17 protein-coding genes are annotated in these 13,056 nt (G+C 48.4%); 3 read left to right on the top strand and 14 right to left on the bottom strand.

The annotated features are described in order from the left end of the window. Window positions 1-16 precede the first annotated feature (16 nt). The 11 genes from K8S15_06375 to K8S15_06425 form a co-directional block, all read right to left on the bottom strand. Entirely contained in the window at window positions 17-760 is a 744-nt protein-coding gene (locus K8S15_06375; protein ID MCD4775664.1) for a 4Fe-4S dicluster domain-containing protein, read from the bottom strand. Then, the gene (locus K8S15_06380) at window positions 757-912 is read right to left on the bottom strand and encodes a hypothetical protein (protein MCD4775665.1); all 156 of its coding nucleotides are present in this window, start codon (window positions 910-912) and stop codon (window positions 757-759) included. Before K8S15_06380 ends, K8S15_06375 begins: the two co-directional genes overlap by 4 nt. Further along, window positions 912-2,867, bottom strand: coding sequence for a CoB--CoM heterodisulfide reductase iron-sulfur subunit A family protein (locus K8S15_06385; protein MCD4775666.1), 1,956 nt, complete (start codon window positions 2,865-2,867; stop codon window positions 912-914). The genes K8S15_06380 and K8S15_06385 overlap by 1 nt, the downstream gene beginning before the upstream one ends. After that, complete coding sequence (locus K8S15_06390) at window positions 2,864-3,808, bottom strand: CoB--CoM heterodisulfide reductase iron-sulfur subunit B family protein (GenBank protein ID MCD4775667.1); 945 nt, start codon at window positions 3,806-3,808, stop codon at window positions 2,864-2,866. Before K8S15_06390 ends, K8S15_06385 begins: the two co-directional genes overlap by 4 nt. Window positions 3,809-3,820: 12 nt before the next feature. Further along, entirely contained in the window at window positions 3,821-4,264 is a 444-nt protein-coding gene (locus tag K8S15_06395) for a 4Fe-4S dicluster domain-containing protein (GenBank protein ID MCD4775668.1), read from the bottom strand. A gap of 189 nt (window positions 4,265-4,453) precedes the next feature. Beyond that, the gene (locus tag K8S15_06400; GenBank protein ID MCD4775669.1) at window positions 4,454-4,801 is read right to left on the bottom strand and encodes a hypothetical protein; all 348 of its coding nucleotides are present in this window, start codon (window positions 4,799-4,801) and stop codon (window positions 4,454-4,456) included. Next, a complete protein-coding gene (locus K8S15_06405; protein ID MCD4775670.1) occupies window positions 4,798-5,706 on the bottom strand; it encodes a PorV/PorQ family protein in 909 nt (302 codons plus the stop codon). The genes K8S15_06400 and K8S15_06405 overlap by 4 nt, the downstream gene beginning before the upstream one ends. 46 nt (window positions 5,707-5,752) lie before the next feature. Continuing rightward, entirely contained in the window at window positions 5,753-6,190 is a 438-nt protein-coding gene (locus tag K8S15_06410; GenBank protein MCD4775671.1) for a hypothetical protein, read from the bottom strand. Window position 6,191: 1 nt separating this feature from the next. Beyond that, on the bottom strand, window positions 6,192-6,980 hold the full coding sequence (locus K8S15_06415) for a carbohydrate ABC transporter permease (protein ID MCD4775672.1): 789 nt from the start codon (window positions 6,978-6,980) through the stop codon (window positions 6,192-6,194). 2 nt (window positions 6,981-6,982) lie between these two features. After that, window positions 6,983-7,924: a sugar ABC transporter permease gene (locus K8S15_06420; protein ID MCD4775673.1), complete on the bottom strand. Its 942-nt coding sequence runs from the start codon at window positions 7,922-7,924 to the stop codon at window positions 6,983-6,985. Next, window positions 7,914-9,014, bottom strand: coding sequence for a helix-hairpin-helix domain-containing protein (locus K8S15_06425; protein ID MCD4775674.1), 1,101 nt, complete (start codon window positions 9,012-9,014; stop codon window positions 7,914-7,916). Before K8S15_06425 ends, K8S15_06420 begins: the two co-directional genes overlap by 11 nt. A gap of 60 nt (window positions 9,015-9,074) precedes the next feature. On the opposite strand from K8S15_06425, the gene K8S15_06430 reads away from it, so the two are divergent. Further along, window positions 9,075-9,512 carry a hypothetical protein gene (locus tag K8S15_06430; GenBank protein ID MCD4775675.1) on the top strand — a complete coding sequence of 146 codons (438 nt, stop codon included), beginning with the start codon at window positions 9,075-9,077 and terminating at the stop codon, window positions 9,510-9,512. Between the two features lie 33 nt (window positions 9,513-9,545). Here K8S15_06430 and K8S15_06435 read toward each other — a convergent pair whose 3' ends face one another. Both K8S15_06435 and K8S15_06440 read right to left on the bottom strand, forming a co-directional pair. Further along, the gene (locus tag K8S15_06435; protein MCD4775676.1) at window positions 9,546-10,547 is read right to left on the bottom strand and encodes a lysophospholipid acyltransferase family protein; all 1,002 of its coding nucleotides are present in this window, start codon (window positions 10,545-10,547) and stop codon (window positions 9,546-9,548) included. A gap of 103 nt (window positions 10,548-10,650) precedes the next feature. Next, the gene (locus K8S15_06440) at window positions 10,651-10,806 is read right to left on the bottom strand and encodes a hypothetical protein (protein ID MCD4775677.1); all 156 of its coding nucleotides are present in this window, start codon (window positions 10,804-10,806) and stop codon (window positions 10,651-10,653) included. Between the two features lie 144 nt (window positions 10,807-10,950). Between K8S15_06440 and lexA the strand changes: the two genes are divergently transcribed. Both lexA and K8S15_06450 read left to right on the top strand, forming a co-directional pair. Then, a complete protein-coding gene (lexA, locus tag K8S15_06445) occupies window positions 10,951-11,562 on the top strand; it encodes a transcriptional repressor LexA (protein ID MCD4775678.1) in 612 nt (203 codons plus the stop codon). 42 nt (window positions 11,563-11,604) lie between these two features. After that, entirely contained in the window at window positions 11,605-12,396 is a 792-nt protein-coding gene (locus K8S15_06450) for a hypothetical protein (GenBank protein ID MCD4775679.1), read from the top strand. On the opposite strand, the gene K8S15_06455 is transcribed toward K8S15_06450, so the two are convergent. Next, on the bottom strand, window positions 12,393-13,056 hold a 664-nt coding region (locus K8S15_06455), incomplete at its 5' end, for an HAD family hydrolase (protein ID MCD4775680.1). The two genes, K8S15_06450 and K8S15_06455, sit on opposite strands and share 4 nt — an antisense overlap.

The raw sequence follows: 13,056 nt of genomic DNA on the forward strand, positions 1-13,056 counted from the left end.
CTAATTCTCATGCTCATCAGACATACCTCGCATCCTGAGGTGTCCAGTCTTCCTCCGCGAACTGCGGTTCCCCTTCTCGGGATTTGTACAATTCCTTCAGTTCTTCAGTTGGTTTGCTCATCAGATCTCTCAGGGGTTCTTCGAATTTTCCATCCTCGATCTCCCTGACCCTCTCCTTAAGATGCATGGCTCTTGGGTGTCCATACCTCGCGTGCAGTCTCCGGGCGAGGATGGCAACATTGAACTGAACCTCCTCCGCAGGACATCTTGAAGCGCAGAGGCCACACATGATACAGTCAAAGGAGGTTTCTGCCACTCCGGCAATATCACCTCTGATAGCCTGAGCCATATAGTGCATTACGTCTATGTCCATGGGGCATCCCTGAGTGCATGAATTGCATCCTATGCATTTGAATATCTCGGGGTACAGAGCTGCAACTTCGCCGCCGGTTCCGTTTAATTCCTCTATATCGAATTCGGATCTGTTGCCGGGGTAGTAAGGCAATATCATCAGGTGCATTCCCGGTTGTACTACGGTCTGGCAGGCAAGGCCCACCTGCAGTTTGTAGCTGTCAGGTATTCTGTACACGGTACCGCAGGCACCACATACCCCCCCACGGCAGCCACAGCCTCTTATATGCTGATAACCCGCATATTCCAGCGCTTTCTGAATTGTCAGACTTGCCGGCACATCGTACCTTTTCCCCATAAAGAAGATGGGAACCAGTTCGTCCACGGGTTTTTTGGAAGGTTTTGTCATTTTGCCATCTCCCTTGCCGCGAGTTTAAACGATCCTGTTGAACGCAGTTCCTCTTTAGAACTGTTTACTTTCTTTGTGAATTCAACCGTGTCAGCAGCTGAAATAGGTTCCAGACTGATCATCGGGAAGCGGGCTATCACAGGTTCAAGCATCACTCACCTCCCAGACCGGCTGTAACCATTGATTTTATCTGAGAATCCGAAAGATTCTTCTGTTGAGTCGCTCCACTGACGCAAGCGGCCACGCAGGAACCGCATCCCTCGCAGAGAGCCTCGTTTACGATTACAACATTTCTTTCTTCATCGTATTCCCGGGCATCGTAGGGACAGACCGGAACGCAGGTCTGGCAGCCGCTGCAGAGGTCTTCATCAACCCATGCGATTGTTGGGTCTTGTTCCAGGTGATCCCTTGAGAAAAGGGAAATCACTTTGCATGCGGCAGCGCTTGCCTGTGCAACGGTTTCCGGTATATCCTTGGGGCCCTGGGCCGCACCAGCTAAAAAGAAACCGCTGTTGATGCTTTCCACCGGGCGCAGCTTCGGATGAGCCTCGGCAAGGAAGCCGTTGGGTCCTGTTTGTATTCTGAGTGTCTTAACAAGCTCTGCTGTGCTGTCCGTCGGAACCACTGCAGTGGCAAGAACAACAAGATCAGCCTCTATCTCTACATTCCTGCCTGTAAGAGTGTCCGTTCCCCAGACCACAGTTTTCTCACCATCACGGAATATTTTCGCGACCTTGCCGCGCAGATAGATGATGCCCTCTTCTTCCTCGGCGTTGTGGTAGAATTCTTCGTAACCTTTTCCACCGGTTCTGATGTCTATATAGAAAATGTAGGGCTGGCCATCGTGAACCCGGTGTTTGTAAAGAAGCGCATGCTTGGTTGTATACATGCAACAGATCTTGGAGCAATAGGGTCTGTAACGCTCGGGATCCCTCGATCCGGCACATTGAACGAATACAATCTCCTTGGGAACCATGCCGTCCGAGGGTCTTCTTACATCTCCTGTTGTTGGACCCGAAGCGGACAGAAGCCGTTCGAAAGCAAGTCCGTCAATAACATCGGGAACGTTACCCGCACCGTATTCGGTGAGGTCGGTTATTGGAAGAGTATCGTAACCGGTAGCTACGATAATGGCTCCGATTTCCTCCTCAATGAAGCGATCTTCCTGCTCGAAATTAATGGCGTTTATTTCGCAGACCTTCTCGCAGAGACGGCATTTTCCGGTTTTGAAGTATATGCAGCTGTTCTTATCGATCACCGGTTTGTTGGGAACCGCCTGGGGGAAGGGTACGTAGATAGCTCCGTGCGTTATGAGTTCCCTGTCAAAAACCGAGGGAACTTTTGCGGGACATTTCTCCATGCAAAGACCGCAGCCTGTACACTTGTCCCAGTCCACAAAGGGGGCTTTCCGCCTTATCTTTACATTAAAATTGCCCACGTATCCGGCAATCTCTTCGATCTCGGAGTAGGTCATGAGTTCGATATTCGGGTGTTTACCCGCTGCGACCATCTTCGGAGTAAGTATGCACTGAGAGCAGTCAAGAGTGGGAAATGTTTCCGAAAGCTGGGCCATATGCCCGCCTATTGAAGAATCCTTCTCTACGAGAATAACCTTGTAGCCTGAGTCAGCGATATCCAGAGCAGCCTGGATACCGGCGATTCCGCCCCCTATCACAAGAGCCTTTTTCTTGATTGAAACAGGGATAGGTTCAAGAGATTCGTTCAACCTTGATTTTTCAACCAGAGTGCCAACTATTTTTATCGCTTTCTCGGTGGCCTTCTCCCTGTTCGAATGAATCCAGCTGCACTGTTCACGGATATTCGCTATCTCGCACTGCCAGGGATTCAGACCCGCCTCCTCTGCGGCCGCCCTGAAGGTGGATTCATGAAGATTGGGGGAGCAGGCGGCGATGATAACCGCATCCAGCTTTTCTTCCTTTATCTTTTCACGGACGAGGGCCTGCCCCGGATCGGAACACATGTAGATATAATCCTGTGTATACGCTACACCGGGCATTTTAAGCACTTCTTCAGCCACACGTTTAACGTCAACCGTTTCCGCTATATTTATACCGCAGTGGCAGACGAAGACTCCTATTCTTTTCATTCTTCATCCCCCTTTACTGAGCTGTCGACGATCCTGTCCAGAATCGGGGTGACGTCTATGTAATGTTTTTCAAAACCCTGTCTGTCGTGTTCAACACCGAGAGCAACTGATAGAAGCTGAGTAAAATAGAATATCGGAACGGGCTTGAAATCCGGAAAGGCTTCAACGATTGCCTTCTGTCTTGAATCAAGATTGTAAAAACAGAGAGGGCAGCTGACCACTATCGCGTCTGCACCGTTTTCACTGGCTGAATTGAGTATTCTGTAACAGAGCCTGGTTGAAGCATCAGGGCTGGATACAGATAGGTACGAACCGCAGCATTCGGTACGGTAAGGATACTTGACAGGGCAGGCATCAAGAGCGGTGATGAAATCCTCGATTATCGATGGGTTCTCAGGATCATCCAGCTGTATCTCATCCTGGGGCCGGAGCATGACGCAACCGTAATAAGGAGCGATCTTGAGTCCCTTCAGGGATCTTTTGAGGTTTTCAGTGATTTTTTCGTAGCCCAGTTCATCGCGCAGATATTCCATGAGATGAATGACTTTCACCTCCCCGGTATAATCCACCCACTCGGAATCATCCTTTTCGAGATAATCCCTTTCAGGTGTATCATCTGCAAGGAAAGCATTTATTCTTTTTCTGACAATTTCATCGGATCTGATACTGAAATTCGTTCGTTTAAGCGTATTGTAGCAGAAATCACATATAGTAATGAGAATATCTCTTCCAGAGTCTCTTACATTTTTGAGAATTCTGGAAGGGGCGATGAGATTCATTATCCTTTCTTCCGATACCGGGGGAACCGCCCCGCAGCAGGTCCATGTATCCAGCTCGTCAAGCTCGAAACCCAGTTTCAAGGTAGCATCCCGTGCTGAGCGGTCGAGATGGGAAGACCGCTCTTTAAGGGCACAGCCCGGATAGTAGGCAACCTTGGCCATGTTTCCTCCAGTCTAGGTTGACAGTTTTCTGTAAACTCCGACGAGTCCCGGTTGTGGGACTTCAGCCGCGAGCGCCGGATCTATCTGATCCGGACCGAAATGGTCAACTCCTTCTTCAAGCGCAATCTGCCTTAGGGTATCCATTACAGCCTGTATGTCGATTCCTTTGGGACATCTGACTGTACACTGGAAGCAACTTGCGCAGATCCATATCGTGTTACTGTGGATAATGTCATCCTTCTGGCCCAGTTGAACCAGTCGTATTATCCTGTTGGGGAGAATGGCCATTTCCTGAGCAAGTGGACATCCGGATGAGCAGTTTCCGCATTGATAGCAGGCATCAACAGGTTGTCCGCTCAGTTCATTCACCCGCTTTTTGAACCCGGAGCTGACCATTTTACGGGTCAGCTGGATTGGAGGGTTTTCAGGTGGAGCCAGCCCCATATTTTCACTCATACTGCCGGTTCTCCTCTCGGTGCGGTATTGGAGTCTTGCAACGTGCAGTTAAAAAAAACCCGATAGATGATTTCGCAGAATATTCATCCGGAAATTCCCGTAACGTTGCAAAAATCAAATCTGCCGTGATTGAATCAATGATGATAAGCTACCGGTGCCCGGCTTCCGGGAACCGGAGTAACCTCCCCCTCAGGGTCCTCTTACGGAGCCTGTTTCTATGGCGTAATCAAAATAATACCAGAAAAAATATACGATCTCCTCATTCGAGAAGGTGTCTATCAGCTCTGCATGTACAATGGAATCCACCGCTGCGTTCACTTCCGGGTTTTCGTTCCTGGCTTCTTCAAGAAGCAGCCCTACTGCTTCGCAGTCTTCACTGACTGAAATTGCGTCAAATTCCATCCTGACATCGTCCGGAAGGGAAGCTCTGAAAGTATCCAGTCTTATCTGCCTTCCCTCGGATCTTGTTTGCTGATTACACGATGAAATGATAATGATTCCAGTTACGAACAGGGCTGCAGAACAGGAAAATGTCACAGAGCAAAACCCAGACTGAACCTGTGAATATTCCCAAGATCAGCGAATGGTTTGAATGCGTAATCAAGAGAAAACCTGTTCCAGTTTGTTCCCGCTCCGAATGCGAGTGCATCAATAATGCTTCCGCCGGCATTATCCGCGGCATCCTTATCATGAAGATTGCCCCCCGCTCTTAAGGAAAGCATCTCCATCGGGGAGTATTCAACGCCGAGAGCTGTATCGAAATCCCCGTGGAGCGGATAGCTTACATCAAGAGCTACCAGTAGCTTGTCGTCGAGGAAGTCAGCCGACGCTCCCGCCGCGATTGTAGTTGGTACGGGATCGTTTTCCTGATAGAACGCCTTGGTCTGAATGCCTGCGTTTCTCACGGCGAATCCGAAGGAGATCAGGGCCGGTTTGTACCATGCCCCCACGTCTACAAGGAATGCATTCCCACTGTAGGTATCTATACTTGAATAAACGAACTTCGCAGTGGTTCCTACGGAAAGGGACGGACCAAATTTGTAAACATAGGTTCCGCCGAGAGAAACACTGTTCGTGCTGAACTCTTCGCCATTACCTGTTGGATTCGTCATCGAAGTTCGAGTAAACGTGCCTCCGTAGAAATAATTCACGGAAACTCCCACAAGGTCATTATCCGAGGGATTAACCCATCCCGCAAAGCCTGCCTGCATATCCATCAGGTAACCAGTGTACGTTGAAGTGAACATCTGTTCCTGCATTCCAGCCAATGTAGCGGGATTCCAGTAAAGTCCCATAGGATCTCCGGGAACTGCTGTGAAAGCGCCACCCATCGCGACCGCTCTGGCTCCGGTGGGAACCTGCAGGAAGGCGAAACCTGCCGTATCAGCGGATGCAGAGCCTATTACCATTACCAGCATGACTGCTGCCAGAAATTTATTCATTGATACTCTCCGTTTCGCTATTTTCCTAATAATATATAGACTATGATTATTCTTCGTTCCGGTCAACAGGGGAAAAAGCCCATACAATTGCTATGCTGTCACTCCGGAAACCCCGGATCATGTCGGTTGCGCAGATAATGAGGCGTATTCCTCCGGATACCTGTGCTGAATCAACACAGAGAACAGGGAGATCATCCGGCGTTGAATCTTCCAGGAACCAGTCATCTCCCTCCAGTCTTAGGTCGAGATTGAGAATATTGTTCCCGCCGAGAGCTGCATAGAAACCTTCAGCTGATGAACTCAAAGGGGGATAGACCATAACAGTACAGGGTTCAAGCAGGTTGAGTCTGCAGTCGATTATGCCTGTTCCCGTGAAGCCCTGGGAATATACCCTTTCCAGAAAGGACAGAGCCTCGGTATGCAGTGGACCTCCTGCATAAGAAATCGCCATCAATAATACTAAAAAGGGAAAAATTCTTTTCAAATCAGTCCTTGATTCCGGATCTGCTGTAGCTTGCCACTATGCGTTTCTGAACCATAAGGAACAGGACTATAAGGGGCATGGTTGAGAAGGTAGAAGCCGCCATCAGAAGCTGGAAGTTGCTGGACTGCTCCTGGTTGAAATATGAAAGCCCCACCTGGAGTACACGGAGTTCTTCCGAATGTGTTACCACCAGAGGCCACATGAAACTGTTCCATGATCCGATGACATTGAACAGAAGTACAGTAATAATAACTGACTTGGAAAGAGGTAGAACCACCTTCCAGAGATATTTCAACCTCCCGCAGCCATCAAGAATAGCAGCTTCGTAAAGGGTTTTCGGAATTGTTCTGAAATGCTGTCTAAGAAGGAAAATACTAAAAACATTCGTTGTCCAGGGGACTATCAGAGCCATGTAAGTATTTATCCAGCCAAGTTTTGCGAGAATAACATATGACGGAGCAAGGTAAACAGGCTGAGGAACCATCATCGTTGAAAGGAAAAGAAGAAACAGTGTGCTTCTTCCCCTGTATTCCATTGTGGCAAAAGAATATGCAGCCAAGCTGGATGTGACCAGTACTCCTGCTACCGTTAGAAGTGTAACAAGCAGAGTGTTAAGAAAATATCTGCCGAAGGGAACTTTGGTCCATGCTTCAACGTAGTTGCTCAGACCTCCCTGCTGAAGAGAAGTGTTGACCATCCAGAGGAAGGGCAGCAACATCACAATACCACCCAGTATCAGGAAGAAATGCTTGGTGATACTCAACGTTGTTGCCTTCGGGTTCAGTAACATTATCAGTAGTGAACCCTTCTACCCGCGATCTTACGCTGGATAATCGTAAGCGTAAGGAGAATAAGAAAGAGGAAAACAGAAATAGCGCTTGCATAGCCGATATCGAACCGATCGAATGCTTTCTGGAAAAGGTAGAATACTATTACGTTGGTTGTTCCCAGCGGCCCTCCGCCCGGAGGAGGAGTCATAACGTATACGAGCGCGAATGTCTTGAACGATATAATCGTGCTCATGATGAGTACGTAGTAAGTCGTTGGAGACAAAAGAGGCCACGTAATGTGACGGAATGTTCCCCAGGTACCGGCCCCATCAAGTTTGGCCGCTTCGTAGTAGGTGTCCGGAATGTTCTCAAGCCCCGCAAGGAAAAGAACTGTGTTGTATCCTGTGCTTTTCCATACGCTGACGATCATCAGTGATACCAGAGCCAGGCTGGGGCCCGCCAGAATTCCCTTCAAATGTATTCCCATCGGGGACAGCATAATCTCAAAAATGCCGCGGGGTTCCCGCAGCCACAGGAGTGGTTCTCCTCCAAAGGTTGTGATTATCTGATTGATGGGTCCGGCTTCAGGGTTATAAAGCCATGCCCATACCACGGAGATCGCTACCGCGGAGGTTACCACCGGAAGGAAATATATAGTCCTGTAAAAACTTTTCCCCGCGAGTTTCCGCCTGAGCAGTATCGCAAGAAACAGGGGGATGATTATTCCCGCCGGAACGACTCCGAGTACAAAGAAAAGCGTATTCAGAACACTCTGCCAGAAACGGGCATCGGAAAGCATACGGGTATAATTTGAAAAGCCGACGAATCCGTGGAAACCACCTATATCATAATCTGTGAACGAAGCCGTAAAGGAACTGAGAATAGGCAGGGTTCTGAAAACCAGCACTATAAGCAGTGCCGGTAAGATATAGAAATAGGGGCCGAGTTGTGTTCTAATTTTCAATTGTAATTCCCGGATTGAATGTTTGCATTAAGGTTATTATACTGAAAACCTCTCCGTCAGTTTCCACAACAATAGTTCCCTGAGTGTCCGTTCGCAAGATTTCGGAACCCAGTTCCCTGTAGATTTCAACAACCCGTGGATGCGGGTGGCCAAAACTGTTGTTCCTGCCGGCCGAGAATACAGCTACTTGCGGACTGAGCTTTCTGAGGTACGGGGGAAAAATCGAAGTTAAACTTCCGTGGTGGGGGACTTTCAATACGGTAACAGGCAGAGTGATCGGAGTAAGTGTTCTTTCCGAGTTCTCTTCCATGTCGCCGGTGAGAAGGGTTGAGAAGTTTCCGCACGTTATTCTCAGAATGGCGGAATTCTCGTTGAGATCGAGATTGATTTCTCTGGAACCTACGGATACTACGGTAACGGTAACGACCGGTGAGAGATGAAACTGCATTCCCGTTTCAAGAAATCTGTAATCGCAGCCCTCATCAACGACCGAATTGAGGAAGTCCTCGTATAACCAGGAAGAAAAGGGCATTCCCGGATCAAGTACTTCAAGAACAGTGAAATTCCTCATCACCGAAGCAAGCCCTCCAACATGATCTGCATGGGGGTGGGAAAATGAGAGAATATCAATGGTATCAACGCCCAGTTCCCGGAGGCGGAACACTACCGGTGGTTCAAGGGGGCCACCTGCGTCCGGACCTCCATCGAACAGAAGGGTTTGCCCTCCGACTGCCTCCAGCAGAATCGCGTCCCCCTGACCGACATCCAGATAGGATACTACAAGAGATGGGGAAAGGGAGTCGACTTCTACCATCCAGTGCAATGTGTCCGCAGCTGCAGAAATGTTGGAATCGATGAATACAAGTTCCTCAAGCGCGGCAACTGTTCCCTGACCTATACCGCTTACGTATTCAAGCTCGGAAATTTCCATAAAAGGTCCGTAGAATGTTCGATATTCGACGATCTTTGAAGCTTTAACCGGACCGATGCCCGGAAGCTCCATGAGTGCCCACTCGTCCGCTGTGTTGATATCGATTAAGTCATTTGAAAGTAATGATAAGGATAATAATACGGCTAATATCCGGCCCATTACTTGACAATCCTCTCTTTCGGGTTAAGCATACCTACATAATCTTGAAAGGAGGTTCTAATGCGGAACCTACTTATTATGATGCTATTCATGCTTCTTTTGGCTGCTTCCAGTCTTGCTGGCGACATTCGGCTTGAAAGCAGCAATTTTACTACTGTTGCTTACATAAGGGATAACGGTAGAATAGAAAATGCTTCCTTTGAGATCCTCGGACATATCAAGGAAGATGGCAGAGTTGAAGATGATTCTTTTCATACTCTTGGCTATATAAATGAAGATGGCATAATTGAAGATGATTCCTTTAACGAACTCTATACTCTGAACGAGAACGGCAGGCTTTCGGACACAAGGTTTGTAAAAGTCGCCGAGATTCAGAGCGACGGAACAGTTGAAGACAGCCATTTTCGGGTTATTCTTTACGCCGATGGAACGCATGGCGATATAACTGAACGTATTGCCGTCTTCCTGGTTTTCTTCAGCGATCTTCTGGAGGATTAAGCAACCTCAGCTGAAGTTAAGCATTAACAAAAATCACAGGTTTATAAGTTCGGAGATATCAGCGATCTTTTCAGGGTCGCTGTCCTCCGGAACAGCTTGTATCTCCAGCTCTCTCTCGTCATGGGGGATGAAGCCAATCCTTGAGACGGTGTTGGTTTCCCGGTGACGTATAAGCAGATGCATCCAATTGTATTGCTGAGGGATATCCATGGCCTTTTCCTCGAAACGGTTGTAAAGCCTTTGTGTGAAGTCGGAGCTGTCCGGCTCAGGCTCGAAAGCCTCAAGTTCAATTCTGTAGCGCATGCCTGGCAGTATACGGTTGTAGGCGATCAGCATCCGGCAACCGGTGTGGCGCTGAATTCGATAGGGTGAAGAGGAAGCGAGAACCGGCACTCCGAAGTTGTTAACCCAGGTACCCCGATGCCCCCCGTAACCTGTTGGGGCGATATGAAGTATTTCTCCCCGCTTTAATGTTTTGAACATCCACCCCGGATTCTCATCGGGAAATCCCACATGGTGCCAGCGTTGACCGACTCTCAATTTTGCCCTTTGAACGAATGGCGGGGTATCAAGGTATCTGCTTGAGATTACACTGATCTTATATCCCGCCATGGCCAGCAGTATATGGAGGGTTTTCTCATCGCCGAAATGGGGAACAAGGAGCATCACACCTCTGCCGGAGGATACGGCTTCATCCAGAAGTTCCCTGCCGCTGTACTCAAGGCACTCATCAAGGCATGAAGGCACCATCCTGTTTGTGCGGAACAGGGCGACCATTGTGGACTGGTGACGTTTCCAGTAGCCTTTGATTACCCTCTTGCGCCAGCCGGCATCGTTTAATGGAAAAATCCGCCGAAGGTGGGCATCGATCAGAGAATTTATCGGGCCGCAACCCACCGCGCTCTGTACGGACCGCAGAAGTCCGAGTATACTGACAAGCAGAACTGAACCGCGTTTGCCTCGAAGAATTGCGGAAGCAGCGCCTACCGTTCTGTAATACGCCGAGGCGAACACCGATCCATTGAAGAGAATCATTCCCTCAGTCTAACCTTCCCGGAAGATAGTTCAAGACCTCAATCTGATTACAGTTCTGCACTGCATGGTAATATATGACAGATGAACACCGAGAAGTTACGGTTTAACAGCAGCAGCAGCCTGAAGTTCCACCCTTCAAATTCATCGGTTTGCCGCAGCAGATAATTTCACAGTATTTGCACTCACAGTTTTTTTTAACTTCAAGCTCCAAACCGCATTCGGAACACGTAAGCACATCTCCTTTTTTTACACCTTTCATTTTAACCTCCTTGAAAAACATGAATCGTTAATCCCTACTATATTAATATGTATTTATCAAAAGTGAAGGTCAATCATGAAAGAGGTATTCAACGTCTTGACATTTCTACATGTAAACATATGTATAGGATGGAGGTGACAAAGAGTGAAAAAAATCACAGACCGCCAAAAGCAGGTTCTTGATTTCATATGTGATTACATCAGCGAGCATGCCTACCCGCCAAGCATCCGGGATATACAGAAGCACTTCAGACTGAAAAGCACAAAAGGTGTTAAAGATCATATCGACCGGCTGGTCGAGAAAGGATACCTCAGAAGGATGGATGGAGCCGCAAGGGCTCTTGAAGTAGTTCATCCCAGGGGAAGCGCTGTAAAAACAATTCCCCTTGTTGGTACTGTGGCTGCCGGCCTGCCGATTCTGGCTGAAGAAAACATTGAAACTTACCTGCCCATATCGGCCGATACGGCAAGAGCCGAGGGCATGTTCTACCTTCGAGTAACCGGTGACAGCATGATCAACGCCGCTATACTTGAGGGTGATCTTGTGCTAGTCCGCCCTCAGCCATTCGTAGAACAGGGTGAGATTGCTGTTGTAAGGATAGGAGATGAAGCCACGGTTAAACGGTTTTTCAGGTTCGATAACAGAATTGAACTTCATCCTGAAAACCCGAATTTCAAACCCATCGTATACCTGGAAGATGATGAAGATGTAAGGGTAGTGGGCAAGGTTACAGCGGTATTCAGAGTGCTCGAATAAACCAATCTACTCTAATATGAAAATATGTTCAGGAGGCAAATAATGAAGCGTTACCTATCGCCGGGAATTTTCCTTACAGCTGTACTTCTCGCGGCAATGGCAGGTTGCACACAGTATACATCCGTTACAACTGAAACCCATTCAATTCCGGAAAACAGCGTAGTTGAAGTGTCCACATTCAACGGTTCCATCACTGTGGAATGGTACGAAGGGTCCGATCTTTTCCTCGAAGTTACGATTACAGCCAACAGTGAGGCTGAACTTGCTGAAGCAGAGGTAGATATTACCGCTGGCGCACTTACCGGTATTGAAGCATACAAACTTGACGATGATGCCAGGGTAGGCGTAAGCCTGTTGCTCCGGCTTCCACACGGAGTCGAAATAGCCGAACTGCATACATCTAACGGCCGCATAACCGTTTCCGGCGGGAGCGGTTTCGCTCAGGCCACTACCAGTAACGGCAGTATATCCTTTGAAAACTTCAGCGGTTCGGTAAGGGCCGAAACAAGTAACGGAAGTGTAACGGTATCAGGCAGCGACCTGGTTTATGCAAGATCTTCAAATGGAAGCATAACAGGAGAAATCATGAGTATTCCACCCGAGGGAATCGAACTTCGAACCAGCAACGGCGCTATTAATGTCGAGCTGAACTCCAGCCTTGACGCAGATATTGAGATGAATACTTCCAACGGTTCAGTTTCGGTAACAGGAGAGGGCTTCAGCAGTGTAATTATCGATGATTCAGACGGCACCGCAATCCTTGGCGCTGGCGGTAATTCCATCACACTCAGGACGTCCAACGGAAGCATAAGGATAAAAGCAGTAACGCCTTAAAATGTCCCAGGATTTACCGGCAGCATTCTGATCACATCAACTATTTCTGCCGGTCTGCTGACGGTATGATTCGCTTTTTGCATTTCCGCCGGGTCACCATAACCGTACAGGCATCCTATCGAAGGAATTGAGTTCTCAAGAGCAGCACCGATATCATGGTACCTGTCTCCGACCATTACAGAGAATGAACTCCTGCTTTTCTCTATGATTTTCTTTAACCTGAGCGTTTTTGAAGCATGGCCGTCCTTGCCCTCAATGAGAGAGAACATGTCAGCGATTCCCAGAGAAGAGGTGACAAGTTCAATGTAGTCCATATCCGCGTTTGAGCAGACCGCGAGATTGAAACCCATATCCTTTAGGGCGGACAGCATTTCCCGTGTGCCCGGATAGAGCGCCCCTTTTTCGCGAAGAGTAATTATCTGATGCCTGCGAATGCCGTTGCGGAATTCCCTGCATGTATCATCACCGCTGTTCAAAAGTTTCCTGCAAAAGACCTCTAGCGGCTCGCCGTAAAGGGCGTTGATGTCATCGGGTTCGGCAGGCCGAAAACCAAGATCGGCCATCGCCATCTGAATAGCGGGCACAAGAGCCTTCTCGGTATGATGAAGGGTACCGTCAAGATCGAATATCGCTGTTTTTCTAATACTCAGAATACACCTT

Origin of the sequence: Candidatus Aegiribacteria sp. (genome assembly GCA_021108005.1) — a bacterium.
Lineage (GTDB): Bacteria > Fermentibacterota > Fermentibacteria > Fermentibacterales > JCC-6 > Aegiribacteria.

Excerpts from the sequence above, each read along its gene's own strand:
- K8S15_06375 (MCD4775664.1), bottom strand. The coding sequence starts at position 760 with ATGACAAAACCTTCCAAAAAACCCGTGGACGAACTGGTTCCCATCTTC.
- K8S15_06380 (MCD4775665.1), bottom strand. The coding sequence starts at position 912 with ATGCTTGAACCTGTGATAGCCCGCTTCCCGATGATCAGTCTGGAACCT.
- K8S15_06385 (MCD4775666.1), bottom strand. The coding sequence starts at position 2,867 with ATGAAAAGAATAGGAGTCTTCGTCTGCCACTGCGGTATAAATATAGCG.
- K8S15_06390 (MCD4775667.1), bottom strand. The coding sequence starts at position 3,808 with ATGGCCAAGGTTGCCTACTATCCGGGCTGTGCCCTTAAAGAGCGGTCT.
- K8S15_06395 (MCD4775668.1), bottom strand. The coding sequence starts at position 4,264 with ATGAGTGAAAATATGGGGCTGGCTCCACCTGAAAACCCTCCAATCCAG.
- K8S15_06405 (MCD4775670.1), bottom strand. The coding sequence starts at position 5,706 with ATGAATAAATTTCTGGCAGCAGTCATGCTGGTAATGGTAATAGGCTCT.
- K8S15_06415 (MCD4775672.1), bottom strand. The coding sequence starts at position 6,980 with ATGTTACTGAACCCGAAGGCAACAACGTTGAGTATCACCAAGCATTTC.
- K8S15_06425 (MCD4775674.1), bottom strand. The coding sequence starts at position 9,014 with ATGGGCCGGATATTAGCCGTATTATTATCCTTATCATTACTTTCAAAT.
- K8S15_06430 (MCD4775675.1), top strand. The coding sequence starts at position 9,075 with ATGCGGAACCTACTTATTATGATGCTATTCATGCTTCTTTTGGCTGCT.
- K8S15_06435 (MCD4775676.1), bottom strand. The coding sequence starts at position 10,547 with ATGATTCTCTTCAATGGATCGGTGTTCGCCTCGGCGTATTACAGAACG.
- K8S15_06440 (MCD4775677.1), bottom strand. The coding sequence starts at position 10,806 with ATGAAAGGTGTAAAAAAAGGAGATGTGCTTACGTGTTCCGAATGCGGT.
- K8S15_06450 (MCD4775679.1), top strand. The coding sequence starts at position 11,605 with ATGAAGCGTTACCTATCGCCGGGAATTTTCCTTACAGCTGTACTTCTC.